The following is a 25926-nucleotide window of genomic DNA, read 5'->3' as shown; positions in this document are numbered from 1 at the left end:
AGTCAAGTTCAGGTCCGCCAGGTTCATTGAACCTAAGAGCACTGTCTACATGGTCCGATAATTATCTTGGTTTATGTTCAGTGCTAGTTTGTTCTCTACATTGTTGCCCAGATCCAGCCCACCTATGCACGGTGAAGAGTCCTGCCATGAGTCAGGCCGTTCACTTTCTCCAAGATAGCGTCTGCGTCAATGCAGTGGTGGCGATAGAGATCGCCGATTGTTCCGGTCTGACCAAAATGCTCGACACCCATTGGGATAGTCTGATGTCCAAGCACTGCCCCGAGCCAGGATAGAGTTGCAGGATGACCATCGATAACGGTGACAAGTTTGCAGTGTGGCGGAAGGTCGGACATCAGGGTTTCGATGTGGGAGCGCGCCGCTTGGTTACCGCGAGAACGCGCTCGTTGCGCGGCGGTCCATCCGGCATTCAGGCGATCTGCGGATGTCACGGCCAATACACCTATGTCGCGACGACCTTCACCAATCATACCGGCGGCTTTGATTGCCTCTGGCGCGACTGCTCCTTGATAGGCGATTACAACTTCGCAATTGGGCCCGGGTTTTCGTAACCAATAGGCTCCATCAATGGCACCTTGGCGGAACTCGTCGTCAACACGTTTGCCGGGCTGTTCAATCGGGTTGGTGGTCAGGCGCAGGTAGACCGACCCTCCGGTTTCATCGCGCAGCCAGGTGCGCTCATCCGGTTGCCCTTCGCCGTCGCGTTGCATGTAGTCAAAGGCCCACTCCATGATTACTGCCAGCTCGTCGGCGAAGGCGGGTTCAAAAGCCGCCAGCCCGTCTTGGCTCATCCCGATGAGCGGTGTTCCAACGGATTGATGTGCTCCACCTTCGGGGGCGAGTGTGACGCCCGAAGGTGTGCCAACCAGCATGAAACGCGCGTCCTGATAACAGGCGTAATTCAGCGCATCGAGGCCGCGGCTGACAAATGGATCATAGACGGTGCCAATTGGGATAAGGCGCTTACCGAACAGGGAATGCGACAGACCCGCTGCTCCCAGAAGCAACATGAGGTTCATTTCGGCGATACCAAGCTCGATATGCTGCCCTTCCGGAGTGAATTCCCATTTCGCCGTCGAAGGGATTCGGTGTTCTATAAAGGCGTCGGATTGTTCGGATCGGGCAAATAGCTTGCGCCTATTCACCCAAGGACCAAGGCTTGTTGTGCCTGTCACATCTGGGGAGGTCGTCACTATGCGTTCGGCCAATGGGCTGTCGCCTTTTGATAGATCGTCAAGAATCTTGCCAAACGCCATCTGTGTCGAGATTTCGCGACTGGTGTCGATCTCGATTGTCGGCACATCCAGCTTGTCATCAAAATAGCGGCGCGGACCTTTGGCAAAGAAAGGTGTATTCGCAAGGAAATCCTTCAGCTTTTTTGGTTCCTGCACTGTCGCAAGCGGCTCCCATTCTTCGCCCTTCGGCACACCCATATGCGATTGCCACGCGGCGAACTGGCTATTGTTCATCAGCCCGCCGTGATTGTCCTTGTGGCCTGCAATGGGGGTGCCCCATCCTTTGACTGTGTAGGCCAGGAAACATGTTGGGCGATCATGATCGATGTCGGCAAATGTTTGGGCCATGGTCTCGACGCAGTTGCCGCCGAGGTTCTCCATAAGGGCTGCGAGCTCTGCATCCGTGCGCCGTTCGATCAAAGCAGTCACATCGCCCTGATCCCCCAGATCGTCCATGAGGCGCTGTCGCCAATTCGCACCACCCATGAAAGTCAAAGCGGAGTAATCCTGGTTGGGGCAAGCGTCGATCCAATCACGCAGGCGGTCGCCGCCGGGCTCTTCAAAGGCCGCGCGTTGAAGAACCCCATATTTAACACGCACGACATCCCAACTGAATGCATCGAAGATTTTCTCGATCCGTTCAAACAGTCCTTCCCGGACGATACCGTCCAGCGACTGTCGGTTGTAATCGATGATCCACCACGTGTTTCGTAGGTCGTTTTTCCAGCCTTCTTGTAGTGCCTCATAGACGTTGCCTTCATCCAGTTCGGCATCGCCTACCAAGGCTACCATACGACCCATTGGCGCGTCTGAACCCCAGCTTTTGGCCTTGATGTAGTCTTGAAGGATCGAGGCAAACGAGGTGATCGCGACACCTAAACCCACCGACCCGGTCGAGAAATCAACATCATCAATATCCTTTGTCCGGCTTGGATAACTTTGCACACCGCCAAATCCGCGGAAATTCTCCATCTTCTCACGGGTCTGATTACCCATGAGATACTGCATCGCGTGAAATACCGGCGACGCATGGGGTTTGACTGCGACCCGGTCCTCAGGGCGTAGGGCCGAGAAGTAGAGCGCGGTCATGATCGATACCATCGAAGCAGACGAAGCCTGATGGCCGCCGATTTTGATCCCATCCACCTTTGGTCGGACATGGTTGGCATGGTGGATCATCCAATGAGACAACCACAACAGGCGCTGTTCGACGATCTTCAGTTGGGTGGGATCGATGTGCATGTTGGTCTCCGGGTTTAGGCGGCGCTGCGAGCAGGGTAAGGCAAAGCTTGCTCTAGGTCTGCAAGGATGTCCTCGACATCCTCCAGCCCGACGGACAGGCGGATCAGGCCATCGCTGATCCCATGCTCGGCACGCTCTTCCGGGGTATACGTCGAATGCGTCATGGATGCGGGGTGCTGGATCAGGGTTTCCGCGTCGCCCAAGGACACCGCACGCTGGATCATGTTCAGGCGGTTCATGAACCCAATCCCGCCGGACAGGCCGGACTTGATTTCAAACGCTATCATAGCGCCGGGTTGGGACATCTGTCGCTGCGCGACATCATGCTGGGTGAAACTCTCAAGACCGGGAAAACAAACTTCGCCGACAGCGGGATGTGCTTCGAGGAAATCTGCGACGACCTTGGCGGACGCACAGTGGCGATCCAAACGCAGGTTCAGTGTCTTCAGACCACGCAAGATCAGCATCGCGTTGAAAGGGGCCATTACCGCGCCGGTCATGTCCTTCATCCCAACAAGGCGGATCTCAGCAATCTGTTCGGCGGACCCGACAACCAGACCGGCAACCACATCGCCATGCCCACCGAGGTATTTGGTGGCGGAGTGCAGAACGATATCTGCCCCGTGCTCGATCGGGCGGGTCAAATACGGGCTAGCGTAGGTATTATCGACGACGACCGTTGCACCGACCGAATGCGCAATTTCGGCGCTCGCGGCGATGTCCACCAAGCGCATGTTCGGATTGGCCGGAGTTTCGAAATAGACAACGCGGGTTTTGTCAGAAACGGCAGCTTGCAGGTTCTCAGGGTCTGTCATGTCGACGTGTGTGATCGTGACTCCCCATTTTGCCAAACCGTGACGCATGAAGGCGAAGGTGCAGCCATAGAGCGTTTTGTCCACGATGACTTCGTCACCTGGCGACAGCAGGGTCCAAAGCACTGCCGTGATCGCCCCCATGCCGCTTGAGAGAGCTAGCCCGGCCTCGGCTCCTTCAAGCACGGCAATACGTTGTTCAAGAAGGTCGCATGTGGGGTTTGAAATACGGCTGTAGATATGACCTTCACGCTCGCCGGCGAACATCTCTCCCCCAGCCTCTGCGGTTTCAAAGGTAAACGTGGACGTCAAATGCAGCGGTGGTGTCAGCGCACCATCATTTTCCAGAGGGTTATAAGCGTGGTGAATGGCGCGGGTTGCAAATCCGGTTGAACGAGTCATTACAAGCTCCTGAATCATTTTGAAGCTAGTTTGCGCCTTGAGTTTGGGCTAATGATTTCAAAGTATGCCAACATAAGGGTAAATGTTGGCAGATTCTGCTAAGGATGAGGGCGAAGTGGACGCTAAGGACAGGCAAATCATTCGAGCGCTGCAACGAGACGGGCGCATGACGAACCAGGATCTTGCCGATGAGGTGAACTTGTCTCCCTCACCGTGTTTGCGCCGGGTCAAAAACCTAGAAGCCAACGGAGTGATAAAGGGATACAGCGCCGACGTTGACACTGCCGCGTATGGGATGGCCATTACTGTCTTCGTGCGTATCAGGTTGGAACGACACAACGAAACGGACGTTCAGAACTTCGAGAAACGCGTTCGGATGATCGATGAAGTTCTTGAATGCCATGTGCTGACCGGGGCAATGGACTACCAATTGCGGGTTTTGGTATCGGATCTCGAGGCCTACGAGGAATTTATTCGTCACCGAATTCATCCGATCGGTGGGATAGCCTCGATCGATACCAGCTTTGTCTATGGAACAGTAAAAAAGACTTCTGTTTTTCCGCCCGGATAGATGGACCCAGTTAGAATGAGTTGTTGCCAATCGGCTAAACATTTTAGTTGAATTATTTTTTTCCCTCCGCAATTTCCCATTCTCACCGTCGCTATATCAAAGGCATGCAGTGCTTGCTGCATCACTTTTGAGAGGATAGCGATGACGAATAAACCGTATGGATACACCCGGATGGCGACGTATGTCGAACGGAGGGTGCTCGAACTGAAACCAACCAAGAACCAAGCCGAGATCGCGGCGCAGGTGGGATACGTCAACCCGAACATGATCACAATGTTCAAACAGGGTAGTTTCAAGGTGGCACTGGATCGCGTCCCGGCCTTGGCGAAAGCTTTGGAATGCGACGCTGCCTACCTTATGCGCCTCGCAATTGAGCAGTCGATCGGCCTGACTGCAGCTGAGGCAGTTGTCGAGGTGTTCGGAGAACCTGTCACGTCGAATGAACTTGGCTGGTTAAAAGCAATTCGCAAGGCCTCCAACAACACCGATCCTCGGCTGACCAGCCGGTTAGAGACGGCGATCAAGACTATCTTCGGGAGGTAGGAGCCATGTATGACCAGAAAGATGTCCTGACATTGAATGAGCGCGCCTGGTTGCGGTTCCTCCGTGACGTGAGCAACGGAAGTGATCCTGAGCCGACCCTACGGCGAGTGCAGCTATTGCGGCGCATACGCGAGCCTCGGAGAGCTTGATAAAAATGCATGGCGTGACGGCGGTGAGGAATGGTTGAAGTTCTGAGCTTCGCCGGATCCCTCTGAAGACGTGAAAATTTTTGGGTGAAGTCCTAGTTGACGGACACAAACACGAGCTCCGGCAAAACCACCTCCCATGCATCGCGGCGGAGCGTGTGGTGGAATGCTTCCCCAGAGTCTTCTTTTCGCCATGAAAGGATAGCTGCGATTTCTCCGCGCTCAAATTTGGAGTTTGGAGGTGCAGAAAAGGATTTGGACATACGGCCAAGCACACGCCCTTTTTCGTCGCGTAGCAACCAAAAGTCGCCATCCTTTACCAACGTTACAGTATCGCCGACGCGGGCCTCTTGGATAGCGATGAGAGAGGCGTGACCCGGGCGCTGGCGTCCAGCATAGGACAGATCAACCATCCTCGCCTCAGCTGCCCGAAAAAAGCGGCGGGGACCGGGCAATGCTATCATGTCAGGCGTAACGCGACGGGTCAGAACCGAAGGTGCTCCTGTTGGCAAGTATTCATGATTGTCGTTGCTCATTACTACAAGGCTGCGGCGGGCACGGGTCATGGCAACATAGAACAGGCGGCGGGGGGCGTCCTGATCCTCGGATCGCGATGGGCGTTCCCATCCGCCATCCAGAATGACCACATCGTCAAATTCCAATCCTTTTGCGCGGTGTGCGGTCAGCAGTTTCAACCCCCGCTGTTCGCCCCAACTGTCGCGTGCCCATTCCGCGAACCATTCGATGATGTCGGGAACGGGCAGGCTACGCGCGCCCACTTCGCGTGCCAGAAGACCCAGCCCCTCGCCAATCCGATCTGTCCAGCGTGAAGTGGAAATGGTGTTGAGAAGGTTGGTCAGCCGTTCCAGAGTATATAGCTCAGTAGGTGTCTCGCGCAGGGCTTTGACAAACGACTGCATCTCGCGCATGCGCCAGAGACTGGGCATGTTTTCGTTTGCCATTTCAACCGGTATACCGAAGTTTTCGGCAAAATCGCGCACGGGTATCAGCTTACGCCAATCGCGCGAGATAATAGCGGCGCGTGACCACGTCCAATCAGGGTCCAGTCGAGACAGCCGGATTAGTTCCTCCAATGCGGCCATGGCCTGCGAGTCATTCCCTGAGGGACATTCCAGGATTTGCACGCGACCTTGCGCGACTGGGTCCAATTTGGTCAGCGGCCCACCTGGGTCAGCCTTTGTCCGAGCATGATCTACGCTGATATCATGGCCCAGTTTCATACGCGCGACGGCCCCCGCGATCACTGCGTTGGCGGTGCTGATAATGTGGCCGGTAGAACGATAGTTTTCAGTCAGGAAAACCGGTTTTGCGTTGTAGTCCTGCTCAAATTGACGAATGTAGCGGATCGAGGCGCCGGAAAAGGCATAAATATTCTGGTCGTCATCGCCCACCGCGAAGAGACTGAGCCGCAGATCCGGATCGTCCAGAGTGCGCCCTGCCACGGCAGCAATCAGCGCGTATTCATCGGGGCCGATATCCTGATATTCATCGACCAGAATCCAGCGATAGCCCTGAATCAGCGTGTCACGCAGCGCCTCGGCTTCATGCCTGCTCAAACCATCGCCGCGCAGCAGGGCCGCAGCCTGTGTCAAAAGGCCCTTGAAATCAGGCGTGTCGGTTGTTTGCGCGCCCACAAAACTGGCGCCGACCAGCCGCATAGCTAACGAGTGAACTGTCGAGATGGTAACAACTGCCGCATCATCGCCAACCAATCGACGCAAGCGTTCACGTATTTCTGCTGCCGCGTGGCGGTTGTAAGCCAGCACAAGAATGCCGCGCGGGTCCTCACGTTTGATACGAAGAAGATAGGCTATGCGGTGGACCAAAACACGCGTTTTGCCCGAGCCCGGCCCTGCCAGCACCAGCACGTTGGTTTTTTCGCGGTCGTCGCGCACAATCTGTTGCTGCACCGGGTTTCCCAGATCTTCGACGATGGCTTTGTAGGTGGCCCCAGTTGCCTGACGTCGAAATTCTGTCCCGCGCCCAGGCATCCATCGGCGCATGAATGCGTCCTGTTCCAGCACGAAATAGTCGTCGGCCAGCCGATGCGCTGTTTCGATGTTCTCCAGCCCCTTTTCCGCGTAAGCAGCCATTACATGGGTCTGGATCGTTTGTTCGGTATAGTGCTCCTCAAGCGGAGCGAAGTGCTTGACAGTAAAACCACCACCCTTGGGTCTGAGATGCATTGTCATGGCGGGGCGGAAAACGGACAGCCCTCGGCCTAGCGTCAGAACCTGTTGTTCATGTTGCCACAGCAAGGCGCGATCCATTAGGCGATTTGGGTCCTTCACGGCGTTCCGTAAAAGGCTATCGCCGGTGATAGAGGACAGCATTGCACCCAGCGTGGTTTCGACCTGAAGGTCCTTGCCACGTATGCCTTTGGGCACAAGGGTCAGAAGATGTGTCAGCAAGCGCTGTGCACCCTGACGGCGCAACTCGGCGGTTTGAGCTGTCACGTCCCAAGACCGCTGCAACCGCACAAGGATGCTACCATGTGCTGATTTGCGTAAAGAGATGTTGCCGCGCCCCCCCTCCATGTCGCGTCCATCCTGTGCCATGCCGCGCAGCAGGGTCTCGACCAGATCCGGACGCACCTCGCCATGGCCCAGCTGTCGCAGTTCATTACAGGCATCAGAAGGGTTGAATGGGATTGGCTCTGCATGCTCGGCATCGGGGGCCATTTCGCGCATCAGAGCGACAAGATTCTCCTCGAGCCGCGCGGCCTGTTCTAGTCGCGCCTGCGAGGCATCAGCGACACCGCAATGAACGAAGATGGTGATATTGGTATCATCGCTGGCAATGCCAAATGCTTCAAGATCAGACAGCGCTTTGCGCAACGCGGTGGTCGAAAGCCCGCTTACCCCGGCCAATTCGTCGGTGGAAACGCCCTTGTCCGCCGGAGAGTTGACGATGTGGCGCACGATATCCAGAAGCTGCTTACGCCGCGTGCCGGTGATATCAGGACCATCCAATATCGCGGCTGCCGCTTCCAGACTGCGCACACGCAGCGAGGCGGGGAAAACCTGCACGTTGTTTTCTTCGCGCCGTAGAAGGCTCGCCTCTTCAAGCCAGGCGATGGCGGTTTTGACGCGTGTATCATCGGTCGCGCTGTCGCGCACAAATTCGTGGTCCTTTTCCTCGCGGACGATCTCGCCGGGCGTCGCGACTATCTTTCCTTCGTCCCGGGTGCGCCCATCCAACCGCCGGAGAGCATTTAGGATTGCTCCGATCTCATGCCGGGCAAGGCGGGAACGGGCCGAAAGGCTGAATTGACGCTCGACATCTTCGGTGTTGAACAACAGCACACAGTTGGCCGGGTCTCGGTCGCGTCCGGCACGGCCTGCCTCTTGCAGGTAGTTTTCCAACGAACCTGGCACATCACCGTGCACCACAAGGCGGATGTCGGGCTTGTCGATCCCCATGCCAAAGGCGTTGGTGGCTGCAATCACCCGCAATTCGCCCACGCGGAACTCTTCCTGAATCTCGCGCTTTTTTTCAGGCGATAGGCCGGCGTGGAACCGCTCTGCGCTCACGCCTTGTTGCTTGAGAAATTCAGCCACGCGTTCCGTCGCGCCGCGGGTCGCGCAATAGACTACGGCACCCGAGGCACCTGAGGCCGGCAATCCCTGTTCGATTGCGTTCAAAATATCGGCCAGTTTAGTGTCGCGTTGCGTTTCGCGCACCTCGAAGGAAAGGTTCGAGCGCGACGCACCCCCATCAAGCAGGGCCAAGTCCAGGCCCAATCGAGTTTTGAAATGCTCCCTTATGTCGCGCACGACTTCTGGCTTGGCGGTGGCTGTCAAGCAAAGGATCGGAGCTGGGGCATCGCCTGAGTTTTCCTTTATGAACCGGCTCACATAACGGTAGTCTGGTCGAAAATCGTGGCCCCATTTTGAAATGCAATGTGCCTCGTCCAGCACCCAGAGGCCGATCTCTCGTTGAGTCAGCACACTTCGAACCGCTGTACTGCGGAGCTGTTCGGGTGAAATCAGCAGGATCGCAGCATCGCCCATGCGCACTTTGTCCAGTGCCTCATGCCTTTCCGGCAGCGACAGCAGACCGTTGATAGTGACGGCCGAGGATATCCCGGCTCTCGCCAGACCCTGCAGCTGATCGGCCATGAGTGCGACAAGCGGCGAGATGACGACGGTCAGCGCACCGGTCTTGTCGAACCGCGAAAGGGCTGGAATCTGATAGCAGACTGACTTGCCAGTTCCGGTCGGAAGAATGCCCAGAACGCTTTTTCCTGCCATCGCCTCAGCCACAATGCGTTCCTGCAAGGGTTGACCGAATTCGTCCACGGGTTCGGGTCTGAAAGAAGGAAAGCCAAACCAGCGATCAAGCGCGCGTTTAGGATCGTTGTTTTCGACACACCACTGGCAGGCGGCATCGTTACAGGCGGCCTCTCGCAAGTGGCGCACAATCAGTGAAGCCTCGCGGAACTGCATTCGGACCCAGGGTGGCATGACACTGTCGCCGCCAGCCACCGAAATCCACGACAAGGCATAGGCCATGGGCCAGGCGAGGTTAGGATTTTCCATCCGACTAAGAGTCTGTTCAAGCCGATGCAAACAGACCTGTCCAGCCAAAAGGCGGCGAACGGCGTCAAAAGCCTCTTGTTCATTGGGTCTGCTAATGCCACGCACAGCAGTAAAAAGTGCGTCAAACCCTCCGCTGCGTGGGGGGCGTGTGGCAAGGAAATGATAGGCTGCCAGCGCATCTGGGGTCGCGGTGTTTAGCTTGGCGAACGCCTCGATCTGGTTTTGCAGAACGTCGAAGGCTAGACGTGCATCCTTTTCGGGATCGTTGACATGACCCGATTGCAACCGTCCGTCGTGATAGTGTTTGACTAAATGGTGATAGGGGTTGCGCGGGAAGGCCAAAGGATTGAGCCAGAGTGTGTCGATTGGTGCCTCTGCCAAGGCGGCAAAGCGAGGCGCAGCAGCGGCCAGGTGAGGCAGGTCGTGGTGCAAGATGTTGTGGCCGATGACACTGTCGAAACCTTTACAATATGTGTCGAGGTGCGACAGTGTTGAGGCGGAGCTGCTTTTTTCAACTAGAGCGGGTCGGGAATCATCGTTCGTTGTGGCAGCGAATGCGAATATCCGAGCGGACTTAGGATCCACTTCCAGGTCAATCGAAACACAGCGCTCAAGAAAGCGCGAAATGTCCACGTGACCGTTCGTTATCATTGCTCGCCAAATTTTCTCTTTCAGTGTCTTCTTGATAGCTACCGGATTACAGACAAAAGAAAAGGTGCGTTTCAAATTGCTCTTCGCAATGTGGATTCCTCGCAACCTCAATGGTTGCAAAAGGTTGAAAAAAGTTTACATCCGAACTCTCGGGATCGACGGAATGTAAACTTTTCGACCTCAAAAACACCCCAAAATCAGGCCAAAGGTTTACACTAAGTTGACAGATTTCGGCTCAAAACCAGTTTTTCAGACCAAAATGTAAACCTTTGATCCAGACAAACCCAAAAAACAACGGATCTTGGAAAACACATATCTGAAGACAGGCCAGAAAAGCGCGTTCAGCGACGAAACACAGACCAGACGACCCAGACACACATAAGAGAACGGACGTAACTCAGGCCTGCTCACAACGCTCCTGAGAGATGAACACATTGAGAGCGTAAGCACAGGTCTATGCCAGGCAGTGTCCTGAGCTACTCCAGAGAGAGGAAACCGACGATTGCTAATAGTGGGGGAATAGTCGTGAATAGTAAGCTGCACCGCGTAGAGGCTGACTGGGTCTAGATATACAAAGTAGTGCTAGTTTCGTCCTAAAAGCTGGTTGTCTAAACAAGAGGCTGGTGATGGGGAGATCGTAGCGAGGAGCTCTCAGAACCGAAAAATGTTCCCGAGCTCTAGTTCACAGGTGTGATGGATGCTCCGCAAACAGAATTGAACTGGCTCAGCTCAACCTGAAAGAATGTGATTTTGGGCATGTCATAGACCCGATCTATCGCGTAACACGTAAAAAGCAGCTTTTTCGAAGGGTGATATCTTGGACAAACTGTCAGTCATGCAAGCTTTTCGCCGTATCGTTGAACGCAGTAGCTTTGCCCGTGCGGCGGAAGACCTTGGTGTTTCTCCTGCGCTTCTCAGCAGAGAAATCAAGCTTCTGGAAGAAAGTCTGGGAACCGTCCTCCTCACCAGAACGACCCGATCCATGTCACTGACTGACACCGGCAGTCTCTATTACCAAGATGCAATTGGAATTCTCGACGCGGTCGAAAAAACGGAACAGACCATCAGGGAAGGTTCAAAAGCGGTGCGTGGGCACCTTCGGGTGAATGCGTCAAGTTCATTCGGCCAAACCGTTATCGCACCGATGCTTCCAGAATTCTTAGAAGCCTATCCAGATCTGCGATTTACTCTTTCGATGGACGACAAGGTGATCGATATGGTCGAGGGCGGGTTCGATCTATCGATACGTATCCGTGCTGCCATGCCGGATTCGGCACTTGTTGCCCGACGGATTGGCGTGATGCGGCAAAGAATATTTGCGTCTCCTGACTATTTGGAGCGATGCGGGACGCCGACCCAGCCGGCGGATCTGAAAAACCACGAGATCATCGGCTTTTTGCTTGCCGATCATTTGACGAGCTGGAAGCTGTCGGCCGCCAACGGCGTTACATCATTGGAACTTGATCCGCGCGTGCGGGTCGGCAACAGCCTCGTTTTGTGCGATCTGCTGATAGCGGGGCAAGGTATCGGAACACTGCCCGAGTTCGTCTCTGATGCTCCCGAAGCCAGCGGAGCCTTGGTGAGAGTTCTTCCTGACCACGAACTGCCTGCGCCAGAAGTATTCGCCGTTACAGCATCTCGCTTGGGAATGGATGCAAAGGTCACAGCCTTTCTTGATCATCTGCGCTTGGCTCTCAGGTCGTGACATTGTTCAATACAGGTAAAGAGTGATGTCAAAGAGCGCGACTTAATTGGCGGCGCAACAAATTCCATTCTCTCAGGGAACAAGTCACAGCCCTGAGAGGTATCCTATGTCACGTATTCTCGTTCTCTATTATTCAAGCTATGGCCACGTCCGCACATTGGCCGATGCCGAAGCTGAAGGCGCCAGAACTGTTCCCGGCACCGAAGTTGACGTTCGGCGTGTGCCCGAAACCGTCCCTGAAGAAGTCCGCCAAAAGGCCGGCTATGTCGTCGATGATACACCTACTGCCTTGCCGACGGATCTGGAAAGCTATGATGCAATAATTCTGGGAACGCCGACCCGATTTGGCATGATGGCCGGTCAAATGAAATCGTTCCTGGATCAGGCTGGCGGGCTTTGGGCCAGGAATGCTCTGGTTGGTAAAGTCGGGGCGGTCTTTGCATCTACGGGTTCGCAACATGGCGGGCACGAGGCGACCCTTCTGACAACGCAAGTCCCGCTTCAACACTTTGGGATGCTGATTGCCGGAATGCCCTACACATTTGCTGGACAGACCACATCAAAAGAAATCATTGGCGGCGCACCATATGGTGCCGGAACGATCGCCGGTGCTGATGGTTCCCGCACGCCAACCGAAACTGACCTAGCCGGAGCGCGGTTCCAGGGCGCTCATGTTGCAAGGATTGCAGCGTGCCTCGCTGGATCAAACCTGCAAGCGGAAGCAGCTTAACCCGCGCGCCTCTGAAGTCTCAGTCAAATTCTCAAACGCCTCAGTCGGGAGACATACTATGTCACGCTCAACCGATATTCTTCTCACTTCCCTCGCTCCAGCGGTATGGGGAAGCACTTATCTGGTAACTACGGAAGCGCTCCCGGCTGGCTATCCTATTACCCTGGCTGCTTTGCGAGCTCTGCCTGCTGGCTTGTTGTTGCTTGCAGTGACACGCTGCGTTCCACCACGCGAATGGCTCGGTCGAACTTTCGTCTTAGGCAGCCTCAATTTTGCTCTGTTCTGGGTGCTCCTCTTCGTTGCTGCGTATAGGTTACCTGGTGGTGTGGCCGCTACCCTAGGGTCGTTGCAAGCAATGATCGTGATTTTGATGGCGTGGGGATGGCTGGGAACACCAATCCGACTTGGTGCACTCGGCGCCGCCGTGACTGGCGTAATGGGTGTGTCTCTGCTGCTGATCGGGCCAGAAGCACAACTTGATTGGATCGGTATAGCAGCGGGTTTGGGAGGAGCCGCGTCAATGGCTGCTGGCACTGTTCTAAGCCGGAAATGGCAACCTCCGGTCTCGGCGCTGAGTTTCACAGCGTGGCAATTGACAGCCGGTGGTTTGATACTGCTGCCAGTCGCACTGTTCCTTGAGCCGCCTCTACCTGCGCTCAGCGCGACAAATGTCGCCGGCCTTATTTGGCTTGGGTTGATTGGTGCTGCAGCAACCTATGCTCTTTGGTTTCGCGGCATAGCACGCCTGGACCCCAGTGCAGTCTCGATGCTCGGCATGATGAGTCCTGTTACAGCTGTCGTGCTCGGCTGGGTATACTTGGGACAAACGCTTAGCCTAACTCAGTCTATAGGAGCAGCCATAGTTATTGGATCTGTTGTGGTCGGCCAGAGCGTGAGTCGAAGGGAAAATTCGTGTTTGAAAAAATGGAGACCAGCAACAGCTGGATCTGTCTGATGGGTTTGAGTCGCAAACAATGGGCCCGATCACGCAAGTGGGCGAGGAATGGCTCAGCGCCTCGCTTAAGCCCGTTCGCCAGATCCCTAGAATATCGAAGTCCTAGGTTTCCCCACGCATGATAAGGGGATGGGTTCTGGGTCCGCAGCATCTGGACGGTCCAAACCTCCTGTAGCAATGGTCACATTGTGGCCGAACTCGCTAAGTGCTGAGGGCGCTCAGGGCGTGCGTTATAACATCAGTGCTGTCTTGCGTCGAAAACTGCGTTGGACGCTGCCAGTGAACGTCCCAGCCGGCCTGTTGATGTGCATAGGAGGCTACGGCATTGCGCGCGTGTTCTATACATATCTACTGGCCCCGTTGCCAAACGCAAAACTCTCGCGCTCAAGATAAAAGTGCATTTCGCCCTGGAAATCACCTTGTGGGCGAGGCTAAATTTTGGTATTTTTAAGAAGTCGTTACGGCAGCAGCAAGCAGTCTGCCAAGAACAACGCGCTTCGATGCCTATGTTCTTTGACATCTCATACCAGACCAACAAGAAACACCGGCGCCGGGAAAATGACCGGGCAGCGAGTCACCTATCTGGAAGGTGCAGGAAAGATCACTTTGGATCGCTCCCTGGTGGAAAGCATCGGACGCCCCAAGTGGTTACCGCCAGCCGTATGACGAAATGGCACAGAAAGACGGTTGCAATGTGCATCGCGCTTAGATCTACGAAAGGCTGCCAGTGCGTTGGAGTTCGATTAACGCTCAGGTTCAACGAACCTCGGATCACTGTCTTACAAACAACAAAAGCGCCCTTGGGCGCCTTGTTTTATTGGTCGGAGTGAGAGGATTCGAACCTCCGACCCCTGCCTCCCGAAGACAGTGCTCTACCAGGCTGAGCTACACTCCGACCGTGGCGGGTGATCTATACCCGAGGAATCGGATGTGCAAGGGGATTATGGGACCAAATGCAGGATTTCGTGCCCAGCAGAAACTGTCCTTTGCGCCACCGCTGCATTAGCAATTAGGGTAGGGGATCTGTGCGGTACAGCCGGATTTTCGTGCCACCGTGATCGACGACTGGCCCGGCAGGGAGCAAAGGCAAGCGCGTGGCCCGGGCTAGTGATTGATTGCTGGTCACGATACCCACCCGCCAGCCGCTGAACCGCGACATCAGAACCTTGCCCAGGCTGCCGTACAGAGAGCGCAGGCGTTTCTCGTCCCCGATTCTTGCACCATAGGGCGGGTTGACGATGACCAGACCCGTGGAGCCCGGTGGCGGCTTGATGTCACTGACCGACCGGCACTGAAACCGGGTGTGTGCGGCAACCCCAGCTCGATCGGCATTGGTGGCGGCGGCCTCGGCGGCCCCGGCATTCCGGTCCGAGCCGTAAAAGACAGTGTCCAAGTTTACCGACGGTCCGTCTTTGCGCAGTTCGGCCCAAGCGCGCGAATCGAATCCGTGCAGGTCTTCGAAGGCAAAACGGCGGGATCGGCCTGGATTCAGCCCGGCTGCGATCTCGGCTGCTTCTATGACGAACGTGCCTGAGCCACACATTGGGTCCAAAACAGGCTCAGATCCATCAAAACCACATTCTCGCAGAAACATTGCAGCCATGGTTTCGCGCATCGGGGCTTTTGCCACCGCCGGTTTGTGGCCACGTTTGTGCAAGGGTTCACCTGAGGTGTCGACCGAGAAGGTGCAAATGTCTTTTTCGATGCGCAGCAACACGCGGAGCCCGGCGTCGGATGAAATGGGCGCACCCAGCGTTTCGGAGATCGCCCGCTCGACCCTTTGGCGGGCGGCCCCGGCATGATAGATGCGGGACTTCCGGCTTGTCGCCTCAACCTTGACCGGGATGTCGGTGCGCAGAAAATCGGACCAGGGGAACTTGCGCGCCCGCTTGTCGAGCTGCGCCAAATGTACTGCCGGAAATGTGCCCATCCGGACCAGTACTTTGTTGGCGCCGCGCAGACACAGGTTTGCTCGCCAAACCTCGGGCCAACCGCCATGGCAGCTTATCCCGCCGGGTACAATTTTGGCATCTGCGAATCCCTTTTCGACGGCTTCGGCCTGCAAAGGCGCCTCAAGCCCGGGGGTGGCCACCAGAAAAATCTCAAATTCGCGCGTCTGTTCCATTGGGCGTGCTTACACTGGAAGGGCACTGGGCGCGACCAGCAATTTTTGGGCGCTAAAATGGAAACATTTCAAAGGAAAGTGAAAATCATTGTGTGATTTTGGCGGCAACGGGTTTGCTTTTAGCATCATCCCCGCGTAAAGGAGCCCAAATCGGAGTTACGCCCGCGGAATTTGGACGCATTTCGACGCTTTTGCGACGACTGTTAAAAAATCCTGCGTTATTGTCCGACACTGTTAAAGTGTTGGTCTAACCGGCGCAGATAAAGAGGCTTGGAAGACAGTAGCAACATGCAAACTTTCAAACTGAAAAAAGGGTTGGAGCTGCCGGTGCAAGGCGCGCCGGATCAAACCATCCAGCCGGGACCTGAATTTAAATCCGTTGGGGTGTTGGGCGGGGATTACCTGGGCCTGAAACCGCGCATGCTGGTGCAGGAAGGTGACGCGGTTCAGCGCGGTACGCCGTTGTTCTGCCACAAGGATGCGCCCGAGGCGATGATGGTCGCCCCGCTGAGTGGTAAGATCGTGGCAATCAATCGCGGTGCGCGCCGTGTATTGCAAAGCGTCGTGATCGAGGTTTCGGACCCGAACGATACAGGGATTGATTTCTCGGGTGTGGGCAATGCGGACAGTGCCGAAGGCGTGACGGAAAAGCTGTGCGCGGCCGGTCTTTGGACCGCCTTCCGTACCCGGCCCTATTCGAAATTGCCGATGCCGGGTACCACTCCGGCCGCGATTTTCGTCACCGCCATGGACAGTGAACCGTTGGCGGCAGACGCGGCCGTAATCATTGCCGATGCCGGTGAGGCCTTTGCAGCCGGTTTGGCCGCAATAACCAAGCTGACCGAAGGCAAGACCTATCTGTGCCACAAGGAAGGCGACGCCATTCCGGGCGCGGAAGTGCCGGGGGTCGAAGCTGCGGCTTTCTCGGGCCCGCATCCCGCCGGATTGGCCGGGACGCATATTCATTTCCTTGAACCCCTGGCGGGGGACAAGCAGGTCTGGACCATCGGTTATCAGGACGTGATCGCCATTGGTCGCTTGATGCAGTCCGGTCATCTGGATCCGAACATCGTGATCGCACTCAGCGGCCCGGGCGCGCGTCAACCGCGTCTGATCCGCACCGTCATGGGTGCTTCGACCGACGATTTGACCAACGACGAGATCGACGTGGATGGCACTCCGCGCATCATTTCGGGGTCGATCCTGTCGGGTACTCAGGCTGAAGGACCAACCGCATATCTGGGACGTTTCGCGCGTCAGATCAGCATCATCCGCGAAGATCACGACCAAATTCCGATGGGCTGGATTCGTCCGATGCCGTCGAAATACTCAGTTCAACCGGTGCTGGGCTCGGCATTTTCGCACAAACTTTATAAGTTCACCAGCAACCTGAACGGCGGTCGCCGCGCGATGGTGCCGACCGGTGTGTTTGAGCGGCTGATGCCGCAGGATTATCTGCCAACACAACTGCTGCGCGCGCTGCTAGTGATGGATACTGACAGCGCCCAAGCGTTGGGTGCGATGGAGTTGGACGAAGAGGATCTGGGCCTTGTCGGCTTTGCCTGTCCGGCAAAATATGAATACGGGCTGGCGCTGCGCGACTGCCTGACCAAGATTGAAAAGGAGGGCTGATCCAAATGGGTTTGCGCAGCTTCTTCGATCGGATCGAGCCGAACTTTACCAAAGGCGGCAAGTACGAGAAGTATTTCCCCATCTACGAGATGGTAGAAAGCTTTATCTACACTCCGAAAACCGTTACCACCGTCGCACCGCACGCGCGGTCCTACATAGATATGAAGCGGATCATGACTTATGTCGTGATCGCGACGATCCCCTGTATCCTGTGGGGGATGTGGAATACTGGCTATCAAGCCAACAGTGCAATTGCAGCCCTTGGCCCGGATGCAGCAACTGGCTGGCGTATCGCCATCCTGCAGGCATTTGGCATTTCGCTGGACCCGTCCAGCATCTTCGCCAACGTGATGCACGGATTGATGTATTTCCTGCCGATCTACATTGTCACACTGGTTGCGGGCGGTATTTTCGAGGTGATCTTCGCCACCGTGCGTGGGCACGAGGTCAATGAAGGTTTCCTCGTAACCTCAATGCTTTACACGCTGATCATGCCCGCATCCGCCCCGCTGTGGCAGGTGGCATTGGGCATCATCTTCGGTGTGGTTATCGGCAAAGAGGTGTTTGGCGGTACCGGTAAGAACTTTCTTAACCCCGCTCTGGTCGGGCGTGCTTTCCTGTATTTTGCCTATCCGGCGAATATGTCGGGCGATACAGTCTGGACCCCGGTTGACGGATTTTCCGGTGCAACGGCGCTGTCGGTTTCGGCGTCCGAAGGCTATCAGGCACTGGCGGCTGAGGGTCTGACCTGGTGGAATGCCTTCATGGGCTTCATGCAGGGCAGCTTTGGCGAAACTTCCACATTGGCCTGTCTGATTGGCCTGGGTTTCCTGTTGGTGACACGTATTGCGAACTTCCGCCTGATCGTTGGCTGTCTGGGGGGCATGATCGTCTTTTCCCTGCTGCTGAACCTGATCGGTTCGGACACTAACCCGATGTTTGCAATGCCGTGGTACTGGCACCTGGTCGTTGGTGGCTATGCCTTTGGTCTGGCCTTCATGGTCACCGAACCGGTTTCGGCCAGCCACACCAATCTGGGCCGCTACATCTATGGCGCGCTGATCGGTGTCATGGTTGTGATGATCCGTGTGATTAACCCGGCTTTCCCCGAAGGCATGATGCTGGCCATTCTGTTCGGCAACGTCTTTGCACCGCTGATCGACTATTTCGTCGTTCAGGCCAACATCAAACGGAGGGCGCGTCGCCATGTCTGATACGCAATCCCCAGACAATAACGAGGCACCCAAGGGGGCGATTGCCAAGTTCCTGGCAGCCTCGCCGGATTCGGTCGGCAAGACGATCTTTATCGCCGTCGCTGTCTGCCTTGTCGCCTCGATGGTCGTGTCCTCGGCTGCTGTAAGTCTGCGCCCCGTGCAAGAAGCGAACAAGCTGAAGGACAAGCAGATCAATGTCCTGCAGGTCGCGGGTGTTTATGAACCCGGCGCCGACGTGACCGAAGCCTTCGCCGCGTTTGAGCCGCATGTTGTGGAACTGTCCACTGGCGAATTCGTCGATGACCAGTTTGATCCGGCCACCTTTGACGACATCGCAGCCGCAAGTGATCCTGAGTTGAGCGTTGCGCTGGACGACGACCCGGCCGGGATCGGCCGCAAAGCTAAGTATCGTGTGATTTACCTGCTGCGAGATAATGCGGGTGATCTGGATAAGGTGATCCTGCCGCTGCACGGCTATGGTCTGTGGTCCACGCTCTATGGTTTTATCGCGCTGGAAAACAACGGCAACGATATCTACGGCCTGCAATTCTATCAGCATGGTGAAACGCCGGGCCTTGGGGCCGAGGTGGACAACCCCCGCTGGAAAGCGTTGTGGAGCGGCAAGAAGCTGCGTGATGACGCGGGTGATCTGCAGATTACCGTTGCGAAATCGCAACCAGCAGCTGGCCCCGACTTTTACGTCGACGCGCTGGCCGGTGCCACACTGACTTCGGTTGGTGTCGATAACCTGGTGAAATTCTGGATGGGTGATGCGGGCTTCGCTCCGTTCCTGGCCAAACTGCAAGCAGGAGAGATTTGATGTCCCAGACCAAGAAAGAAATGCTGGTCGACCCGCTTGTCGACAATAACCCGATCACCCTGCAGGTGCTTGGCATCTGTTCGGCTTTGGCGGTGACCTCGTCACTGCAGGTGTCGTTCGTGATGGCACTGGCGGTGACCTTCGTGACATCGTTCTCGTCCTTCTTTATCTCGTGCCTGCGCAACCAGATCCCCAGCTCGATCCGGATCATCGTGCAGATGGTGATCATCGCCTCGCTGGTGATCTTGGTGGATCAGGTTCTCAAGGCCTATGCCTTTGAGATTTCGAAAACCCTGTCGGTGTTTGTCGGTCTGATCATCACCAACTGTATCGTGATGGGCCGCGCCGAGGCGTTTGCGATGAAGAACCCTCCGGTCGCATCGTTCATCGATGGATTGGGCAACGGGATGGGCTATGGCCTGATCCTGCTGCTGGTCGGTTTCTTCCGCGAATTGTTCGGGGCGGGGTCGCTGTTTGGCGTGACCATTCTGCAAACCGTCAACAATGGTGGCTGGTACGTGCCCAACGGCATGCTGCTGCTGCCGCCATCGGCGTTCTTCATCATCGGTCTGATCATCTGGGCCTTCCGCACGTGGAAGCCGAGCCAGGTTGAAGAACGTGAATACAAAATTCAGCAGGTAGAGGCCCACTAATGGAAGGTCTGATTTCACTGGCCGTAAAGGCCATATTTGTCGAAAACCTTGCGCTAAGCTTCTTCCTGGGGATGTGTACCTTCATCGCCGTTTCCAAGAAGATTTCGACCGCGCTGGGTCTGGGCATTTCGGTGATGCTGGTTCAGGCGATCACCGTGCCCACCAACAACCTGCTGCTGACTTATCTGCTGAAACCGGGCGCGCTGGCTTGGGCCGGGTTCCCGGATGTGGACCTGACCTTTCTTGGCCTTATCTCGTATATCGGTGTGATCGCGGCGATGGTGCAGATCCTAGAGATGATCCTGGATAAGTACTTTCCGCCGCTCTACAACGCGCTAGGGATCTTCCTGCCGCTGATCACGGTGAACTGCGCAATTCTGGGTGGTTCGCTGTTCATGGTGGAACGCGATTATAACTTTGCCGAAGCCGCGACCTATGGTCTGTCTTCGGGCTTTGGCTGGGCGCTGGCGATCACCGCGATGGCAGGGGTTCGGGAAAAGCTGAAATATTCGGATATTCCTGACGGCCTGCAGGGTCTGGGGATCACCTTCATCACCGCAGGACTGATGGCGCTGGCCTTTATGTCCTTCTCGGGCGTGAAACTGTAAGGAGGGACGAATGGAAACTTTTAGCCTTGGCGTCGTCCTCTTTACCCTGATCGTTATCGCGCTGGTAACGATCATTCTGGCAGCACGCTCCAGACTTGTATCCACCGGTGATGTGAACATCACTATCAATGGCGAAAAAACCATCTCGGTGCCCGCAGGCGGCAAGTTGCTGCAAACGCTGGCGGCTGAGAAGCTCTTTGTCCCATCAGCCTGCGGCGGTGGCGGCACCTGCGCGCAATGCCGGGTCAAGGTGCATTCGGGTGGCGGGTCGATCCTGCCGACCGAAGAAAGTCACATCACCAAGCGTGAGGCCGCATGCGGCGATCGTTTGTCCTGTCAGGTTGCGGTCAAACAGGACATGGATATCGAAGTCCCCGAAGAGGTCTTTGGCGTCAAGAAATGGGAATGCACCGTTCGGTCGAACGAGAACGTGGCGACCTTCATCAAGGCGCTGACGCTGGACCTGCCCGAGGGTGAGGATGTAAATTTCCGGGCCGGTGGTTACATCCAGATCGAAGCCCCCGCGCACCAGTTGAAATACACCGATTTCGACGTCGAAGAGGAATACCGCGAGGATTGGGATCGCTTCAATCTGTGGCAGTACGAATCTGTGGTAAATGAACCGATCGAACGCGCCTACTCGATGGCCAACTATCCGGATGAGAAAGGCATGATCATGCTGAACGTTCGGGTTGCTTCACCGCCTCCGGGTTCCGAAGGTATTCCGGCGGGTCAGATGTCGTCGTACATCTTCAATCTGAAACCAGGCGACAAAGTCACCATTTCGGGTCCGTTCGGCGAATTCTTCGCACGTGAGACCGAAAAAGAAATGGTTTTCATCGGTGGTGGTGCCGGTATGGCCCCGATGCGCAGCCACATCTTTGATCAACTCAAGCGTCTTGAGAACCGTAACCGCAAGATCAGTTTCTGGTACGGTGCGCGGTCCAAGAAAGAGATGTTCTTTGTCGAGGATTTCGACACGCTGGCCGAAGAGTTCGACAATTTCGAATGGCACGTGGCCCTGTCCGATGCGCAGCCCGAGGATGACTGGAAAGGCTATACCGGCTTCATCCACAATGTGCTGTTCGAGGAATACCTCAAAAACCACCCCGCGCCCGAAGATTGTGAGTTTTACATGTGTGGCCCGCCAATCATGAACCAGTCGGTCATCAACATGCTGCTGGATCTGGGTGTGGACCGCGAAGACATTATGCTCGACGATTTCGGCGGGTAGGAAACGAAAAACCGGCGCATTCAGCGCCGGTTTTTTTTAAGCCGCAAGGTTGCTGGCCTTCTAGATCAAAGCCATTAGCCGACGATCATCTGCTTCATGCGAAGCGCCTCGTATTCCAGCTCTTTCAGGCGGAAATGCACCACATCGCCAATGGTGATCACGCCGCACAGGTTGCCATCGCGAAGCACTGGCATGTGGCGGAACCGACCGTCGGTCATGGTTTTAAGAACATCATCCAGCAGATCGTCCGGCGAACAAGTCTTGACCTCGCGGGTCATCAGATCCTCGACCGCTTGAGGCAACGTCTGGCCGGGCGTATCCGCCATGCGCCGTACGATGTCGCGCTCGGACAGGATGCCTTGCAATGTGCCGTTCTGGTCGGTCACCAGCACCGCCCCAATCCGCTTTTCCTTCAGCGTATTGACCACCGAATGGATCGTATCGTTCGGGCGGACCGAAAACACCGCATCCCCTTTACCATCCATCAGCTTGGCCACAGTTGTCTGCGCATGCGACAAGTTCGATTCCGTCGATTGGCTGTACGTGGTCTTGTCAGCCTTGTCACCGCGCTTGGGGGCTTGGTAAGAGGTCGGGGCCATGGGCAATCTCCTTCATGGTTCTTGCAAAGTCTTTCCCTTTTACCTTAGCGCAGCTAAACGACCTGTATAGGGTGCAATTGCGCTGATCGGCAGAAACCCCCATCAAAAAAAGGACGCTTAAGCCTTTGAACGACCTGTATCTTACCCCGCCGGTGGCTGCCTTGATTTTCTTTGTGGTGGTCGTGTGCGGCCATAATTTCCGCAAGACGTGGAAACAGCAGCCGCCGGGATGGCAGAAACGGGCCTGGCTGTTTGGTGTGCCGGCGGGAATTGGCCTTTTGGTACTGGGCTTTTTGCCGCTGAAACTGTGAAGTCGATTTGACTCTGGCGGGGGTGGCTGGCATATGCCGGACACTGATTTTCCAGGAGATCGCCCCATGCGTCTTGTGCCAGTTTTGGCCTTCGTCACTTTGCTGTCCGGCTGTCTGTTCGACAAAGAGCCAGAGGTGGTTCGCCTATCGGGTGAAACGATGGGAACAACCTTCAACATCACCGCAATTGGCCAGGACCTGGACGAAAACGCGCTGGCTGTGGCGGTCGAAGAAACTCTTGCAGACGTTAACGCCAAGATGTCCAACTGGGACCCAAATTCCGAGGTCTCGACCTTTTCCGCCGCGACAAGCACCGAACCGGTGCAGGTTTCCGCAGATTTCGCACAGGTGATGGCCGCCGCGAATGATGTGCATGAGAAAACCGGCGGCACCTTTGATGTCACCCTTGGACCATTGATCGAACTGTGGGGCTTTGGGCCCCGCAAGCCGGAAGACCCGGTGCCTTCGGATGTCGAAATTCTGAAAGCACTCGACGGCGTGGGGCAGGGGCGTTTGCTAACTCTGGATGCCGAGGCGGGAACGCTGACCAAATCTGAACCCGGTGTTGGGATCAACCTGTCCGCTATTGCCAAGGGTTATGGTATCGACGCGGTGGCCAAGACCCTGCGCAACGCCGGGATTGAAGATTATCTGGTCGAGATCGGTGGCGATCTGGTCACCATGGGGCAGAACGACAAGGGCGAGGCCTGGCGCATCGGTATCGAAAAACCACAAGCGGGAGCGCAGACCTATCAGCTGATTGTGTCGGTGAGCGATCTGGGCATGGCCAGCTCGGGCGATTACAAGAATTTCTTTGAACAAGACGGTGTGCGGTATTCGCATATCATCGATCCAACAACCGGGCGCCCGATCACGCATCGGACAACATCGGTGACTGTTCTGGCTGAAAACGCTATGATGGCGGATGCATGGGCAACCGCAATGCTTGCGCTGGGGCAGAAAAAGGGCCTTGAGCTGGCCGAAGAACATAAACTTGCTGTGTATTTCATCTCGCGGGATGTGACGGGTGGCGAAGATGCCTATATCACGGTACACAGCACCGCGTTCAAAGACGCGCTTGAGACCAACTGACTGGTAGGTACCACAATGAGCACCTTTATTCTGGCCTTTATTCTGCTTGCCCTTGTGATGGTAGGTATGTCGTTGGGTGTTATGCTGATGGGCAAAACCATCAAAGGCAGTTGTGGTGGCCTGAACGCGATCTCCGGCGCGGACAAATGTGTGGTCTGCCACAAAGACATTGATCCTGACAGCCCGCTGCGTGATCAGTTGCAGTGCAAACGCGCCAAGAAGATGCTGGAACAGATGGAGCGGCAGGCCGAAGCATAAATTACGCTTCGCTGCGGGCCGGGAATTGGCTAACTAAGTCCCTGACTATCGGGGAGGTGCCGCGTTGGCCAAAGCCAAAAACATTCTGTTCATCATGTTCGACCAGCTGCGCTGGGATTATCTGAGTTGCTACGGCCATCCGCATCTGCACACTCCGAACATTGATCGTTTGGCCGCGCGGGGTGTGCGGTTTGACCGGGCTTTTATCCAGTCCCCCATTTGCGGTAGTTCACGCATGTCGACCTATACCGGGCGCTATGTGCATTCGCATGGTGCGTCCTGGAATGGCATCCCGTTGAAAGTGGGCGAGATGACGATGGGCGATCATCTTCGCAAGGCCGGGATGGGGTGCTGGCTGGTCGGCAAAACCCATATGCGTGCGGATGCCGAAGGCATGGCACGGCTGGGGCTGGAACCCGACAGCCTGATCGGTGCCCGCGTGGCAGAATGCGGCTTTGACGTGTTTGAACGCGATGATGGGATGCGTCCCGAGGGGCCCGACGGGTTTTACGATCCGGACGGGGCCAGGGAATACAACAAATACCTCAGTGCCAAAGGATATGAGAGCGACAACCCCTGGCACGACTTTGCCAACTCGGGGCTGGATGCGGATGGCAACGTCCTGTCGGGCTGGTTCCTGAAGAATTCCCCCGAACCCGCCAATATAGCCGAAGAAGACAGCGAAACCCCGTATCTGACGGGTCGCGGAATAGACTTTATGCAATCGCAGGACGGCCCATGGTGTTGTCACCTGAGCTTCATCAAGCCGCATTGGCCTTATATCGTGCCCGAGCCCTATGCCTCGATGTATGGTCCCGAACATGTGCTGCCTGTGGTTCGATCCGAGGTCGAGCGCCAAAAAGCCCACCCGGTGCTGCGGGCCTTTATGGACACGAAGATCGGCCAGGCATTCTCGCGTCAGGATGTGCGTGAGGCGGTGATCCCCGCTTATATGGGCCTGATCAAACAGGCCGATGACCAGATAGGCCGTCTGTTCGACTGGATGGAGAAAACCGGCCGGATGGACGATACGATGATCGTGTTGACCTCGGACCATGGGGATTTTCTGGGCGATCACTGGATGGGGGAGAAGACCTTCTTCCACGACGCCTCGACCAAAGTGCCCCTGATCATCTACGACCCGTCAGCCGAGGCCGACGCCACGCGCGGCACTGTCAGTGATGCGCTGGTCGAATCCATCGACCTTGCCCCGACTTTTGTGGAGGTTGCGGGGGGCGATGCGCCTTTGCACATCCTCGAAGGGCATTCCTTGCTGCCGATCCTATACGGGCAGCAGGAAGAGACCGCGCGCGATGTGGTAATCTGTGAATATGATTATTCGGCCTCACCGATTGCCGATATGCTGAACGCCTCGGTCCGGGATGCGGTGATGTTCATGGTTGCCGACAAAAAGTGGAAGCTGATCCATTGTGAAGGTGGCCACCGGCCGATCCTGTTTGATCTGGAAAACGACCCGGACGAGTTGATCGATCTTGGTGAAAGCGCGGATCATGCCGAAATTATCGACCGTATGTACGATTACCTTTTCGCGTGGACGCGCCGCGCATCGCAACGGACCACGCGCTCGGAACAACAACTGATCGATATGCGGACCAAAAGCCGCGGCAGGGGTGTTGTTGTCGGGGTCTATGACGAAAACGATGCTCCGCTGGATCTGACCGTCAAGTACCGGGGGCGCAAGGCTCGGCCATTCACCGAATATATCGGCAAGGAAAAACCGCCCCGGCATTAAATCTGCCCACCACAGGCCAAAAGGCGGTTCACCCGCCGATGGTCAGGCGGTAAAA

General features: G+C 56.0%; 20 protein-coding genes and 1 tRNA gene. 15 read left to right on the top strand and 6 right to left on the bottom strand.

Going from position 1 to position 25926, the window contains the following annotated elements; all coding sequences use genetic code 11:
- Positions 1-122 precede the first annotated feature (122 nt).
- On the bottom strand, positions 123-2495 hold the full coding sequence (locus tag GOX21_RS08315; RefSeq protein ID WP_170376899.1) for a 1-deoxy-D-xylulose-5-phosphate synthase N-terminal domain-containing protein: 2373 nt from the start codon (positions 2493-2495) through the stop codon (positions 123-125).
- A 14-nt stretch (positions 2496-2509) separates the two neighbouring features.
- Positions 2510-3709 carry a methionine gamma-lyase gene (locus GOX21_RS08310; RefSeq protein ID WP_170376897.1) on the bottom strand — a complete coding sequence of 400 codons (1200 nt, stop codon included), beginning with the start codon at positions 3707-3709 and terminating at the stop codon, positions 2510-2512.
- An 82-nt stretch (positions 3710-3791) separates the two neighbouring features.
- Between GOX21_RS08310 and GOX21_RS08305 the strand changes: the two genes are divergently transcribed.
- The gene (locus tag GOX21_RS08305; protein ID WP_174818857.1) at positions 3792-4280 is read left to right on the top strand and encodes an Lrp/AsnC family transcriptional regulator; all 489 of its coding nucleotides are present in this window, start codon (positions 3792-3794) and stop codon (positions 4278-4280) included.
- 141 nt (positions 4281-4421) lie between these two features.
- Positions 4422-4823 (top strand): XRE family transcriptional regulator, encoded by a 402-nt coding sequence (locus GOX21_RS08300; RefSeq protein WP_170376894.1) that lies wholly within the window; start codon positions 4422-4424, stop codon positions 4821-4823.
- Positions 4824-5064: 241 nt separating this feature from the next.
- Here the strand turns inward: GOX21_RS08300 and GOX21_RS08295 are convergent, their stop codons facing one another.
- Entirely contained in the window at positions 5065-10182 is a 5118-nt protein-coding gene (locus GOX21_RS08295; RefSeq protein ID WP_170376892.1) for a RecQ family ATP-dependent DNA helicase, read from the bottom strand.
- A gap of 817 nt (positions 10183-10999) precedes the next feature.
- Here GOX21_RS08295 and GOX21_RS08290 point away from each other — a divergent pair.
- From GOX21_RS08290 to GOX21_RS08280, 3 genes are all read left to right on the top strand, one after another.
- A complete protein-coding gene (locus GOX21_RS08290; protein ID WP_170376890.1) occupies positions 11000-11887 on the top strand; it encodes a LysR family transcriptional regulator in 888 nt (295 codons plus the stop codon).
- A 106-nt stretch (positions 11888-11993) separates the two neighbouring features.
- A complete protein-coding gene (gene wrbA, locus GOX21_RS08285) occupies positions 11994-12617 on the top strand; it encodes an NAD(P)H:quinone oxidoreductase (RefSeq protein ID WP_170376888.1) in 624 nt (207 codons plus the stop codon).
- 58 nt (positions 12618-12675) lie between these two features.
- Positions 12676-13572 (top strand): EamA family transporter, encoded by an 897-nt coding sequence (locus GOX21_RS08280; protein ID WP_170376885.1) that lies wholly within the window; start codon positions 12676-12678, stop codon positions 13570-13572.
- Positions 13573-14390: 818 nt separating this feature from the next.
- Here GOX21_RS08280 and GOX21_RS08275 read toward each other — a convergent pair.
- A tRNA-Pro gene (locus GOX21_RS08275) sits at positions 14391-14467 on the bottom strand.
- Positions 14468-14581: 114 nt separating this feature from the next.
- Positions 14582-15697 (bottom strand): THUMP domain-containing class I SAM-dependent RNA methyltransferase, encoded by a 1116-nt coding sequence (locus GOX21_RS08270; RefSeq protein WP_170376884.1) that lies wholly within the window; start codon positions 15695-15697, stop codon positions 14582-14584.
- A gap of 288 nt (positions 15698-15985) precedes the next feature.
- Between GOX21_RS08270 and GOX21_RS08265 the strand changes: the two genes are divergently transcribed.
- From GOX21_RS08265 to nqrF, 6 genes are read left to right on the top strand one after another with little or no spacing between them, the layout of a single operon-like run.
- Complete coding sequence (locus tag GOX21_RS08265; protein ID WP_170376882.1) at positions 15986-17329, top strand: Na(+)-translocating NADH-quinone reductase subunit A; 1344 nt, start codon at positions 15986-15988, stop codon at positions 17327-17329.
- Between the two features lie 5 nt (positions 17330-17334).
- Positions 17335-18543, top strand: a complete 1209-nt coding sequence (locus GOX21_RS08260; RefSeq protein ID WP_170350026.1) for an NADH:ubiquinone reductase (Na(+)-transporting) subunit B — start codon at positions 17335-17337, stop codon at positions 18541-18543.
- Complete coding sequence (locus tag GOX21_RS08255) at positions 18536-19363, top strand: Na(+)-translocating NADH-quinone reductase subunit C (RefSeq protein WP_170376879.1); 828 nt, start codon at positions 18536-18538, stop codon at positions 19361-19363. Before GOX21_RS08260 ends, GOX21_RS08255 begins: the two co-directional genes overlap by 8 nt.
- Positions 19363-20016: an NADH:ubiquinone reductase (Na(+)-transporting) subunit D gene (locus GOX21_RS08250; RefSeq protein WP_170350028.1), complete on the top strand. Its 654-nt coding sequence runs from the start codon at positions 19363-19365 to the stop codon at positions 20014-20016. The genes GOX21_RS08255 and GOX21_RS08250 overlap by 1 nt, the downstream gene beginning before the upstream one ends.
- Positions 20016-20624 (top strand): NADH:ubiquinone reductase (Na(+)-transporting) subunit E, encoded by a 609-nt coding sequence (nqrE, locus tag GOX21_RS08245; RefSeq protein ID WP_170350029.1) that lies wholly within the window; start codon positions 20016-20018, stop codon positions 20622-20624. The genes GOX21_RS08250 and nqrE overlap by 1 nt, the downstream gene beginning before the upstream one ends.
- Before the next feature lie 10 nt (positions 20625-20634).
- On the top strand, positions 20635-21858 hold the full coding sequence (nqrF, locus tag GOX21_RS08240; protein WP_170350030.1) for an NADH:ubiquinone reductase (Na(+)-transporting) subunit F: 1224 nt from the start codon (positions 20635-20637) through the stop codon (positions 21856-21858).
- Positions 21859-21932: 74 nt separating this feature from the next.
- Here nqrF and GOX21_RS08235 read toward each other — a convergent pair whose 3' ends face one another.
- Positions 21933-22457, bottom strand: coding sequence for a CBS domain-containing protein (locus GOX21_RS08235; protein WP_170350031.1), 525 nt, complete (start codon positions 22455-22457; stop codon positions 21933-21935).
- A gap of 125 nt (positions 22458-22582) precedes the next feature.
- On the opposite strand from GOX21_RS08235, the gene GOX21_RS08230 reads away from it, so the two are divergent.
- From GOX21_RS08230 to GOX21_RS08215, 4 genes are all read left to right on the top strand, one after another.
- A complete protein-coding gene (locus GOX21_RS08230) occupies positions 22583-22768 on the top strand; it encodes a hypothetical protein (protein ID WP_170361640.1) in 186 nt (61 codons plus the stop codon).
- Between the two features lie 66 nt (positions 22769-22834).
- Positions 22835-23860 carry an FAD:protein FMN transferase gene (locus GOX21_RS08225; RefSeq protein ID WP_170376877.1) on the top strand — a complete coding sequence of 342 codons (1026 nt, stop codon included), beginning with the start codon at positions 22835-22837 and terminating at the stop codon, positions 23858-23860.
- A gap of 15 nt (positions 23861-23875) precedes the next feature.
- Positions 23876-24118: a (Na+)-NQR maturation NqrM gene (gene nqrM / locus GOX21_RS08220; RefSeq protein ID WP_170350034.1), complete on the top strand. Its 243-nt coding sequence runs from the start codon at positions 23876-23878 to the stop codon at positions 24116-24118.
- 64 nt (positions 24119-24182) lie between these two features.
- Positions 24183-25871 carry a sulfatase-like hydrolase/transferase gene (locus tag GOX21_RS08215; RefSeq protein WP_170376876.1) on the top strand — a complete coding sequence of 563 codons (1689 nt, stop codon included), beginning with the start codon at positions 24183-24185 and terminating at the stop codon, positions 25869-25871.
- Positions 25872-25926 lie beyond the last annotated feature (55 nt).

It is taken from the genome of Ruegeria atlantica (assembly GCF_013032005.1).
Lineage (GTDB): Bacteria > Pseudomonadota > Alphaproteobacteria > Rhodobacterales > Rhodobacteraceae > Ruegeria > Ruegeria atlantica_A.
Note: the sequence above shows the minus strand (reverse complement) of the source record. Positions and strands in the feature narration are given on the sequence as shown.

Coding starts and splice junctions, on each gene's coding strand:
- GOX21_RS08315 (WP_170376899.1), bottom strand. CDS start 2,495: ATGCACATCGATCCCACCCAACTGAAGATCGTCGAACAGCGCCTGTTG.
- GOX21_RS08310 (WP_170376897.1), bottom strand. CDS start 3,709: ATGACTCGTTCAACCGGATTTGCAACCCGCGCCATTCACCACGCTTAT.
- GOX21_RS08305 (WP_174818857.1), top strand. CDS start 3,792: ATGTTGGCAGATTCTGCTAAGGATGAGGGCGAAGTGGACGCTAAGGAC.
- GOX21_RS08300 (WP_170376894.1), top strand. CDS start 4,422: ATGACGAATAAACCGTATGGATACACCCGGATGGCGACGTATGTCGAA.
- GOX21_RS08295 (WP_170376892.1), bottom strand. CDS start 10,182: ATGATAACGAACGGTCACGTGGACATTTCGCGCTTTCTTGAGCGCTGT.
- wrbA (WP_170376888.1), top strand. CDS start 11,994: ATGTCACGTATTCTCGTTCTCTATTATTCAAGCTATGGCCACGTCCGC.
- GOX21_RS08280 (WP_170376885.1), top strand. CDS start 12,676: ATGTCACGCTCAACCGATATTCTTCTCACTTCCCTCGCTCCAGCGGTA.
- GOX21_RS08270 (WP_170376884.1), bottom strand. CDS start 15,697: ATGGAACAGACGCGCGAATTTGAGATTTTTCTGGTGGCCACCCCCGGG.
- GOX21_RS08265 (WP_170376882.1), top strand. CDS start 15,986: ATGCAAACTTTCAAACTGAAAAAAGGGTTGGAGCTGCCGGTGCAAGGC.
- GOX21_RS08260 (WP_170350026.1), top strand. CDS start 17,335: ATGGGTTTGCGCAGCTTCTTCGATCGGATCGAGCCGAACTTTACCAAA.
- GOX21_RS08255 (WP_170376879.1), top strand. CDS start 18,536: ATGTCTGATACGCAATCCCCAGACAATAACGAGGCACCCAAGGGGGCG.
- GOX21_RS08250 (WP_170350028.1), top strand. CDS start 19,363: ATGTCCCAGACCAAGAAAGAAATGCTGGTCGACCCGCTTGTCGACAAT.
- nqrE (WP_170350029.1), top strand. CDS start 20,016: ATGGAAGGTCTGATTTCACTGGCCGTAAAGGCCATATTTGTCGAAAAC.
- nqrF (WP_170350030.1), top strand. CDS start 20,635: ATGGAAACTTTTAGCCTTGGCGTCGTCCTCTTTACCCTGATCGTTATC.
- GOX21_RS08235 (WP_170350031.1), bottom strand. CDS start 22,457: ATGGCCCCGACCTCTTACCAAGCCCCCAAGCGCGGTGACAAGGCTGAC.
- GOX21_RS08225 (WP_170376877.1), top strand. CDS start 22,835: ATGCGTCTTGTGCCAGTTTTGGCCTTCGTCACTTTGCTGTCCGGCTGT.
- nqrM (WP_170350034.1), top strand. CDS start 23,876: ATGAGCACCTTTATTCTGGCCTTTATTCTGCTTGCCCTTGTGATGGTA.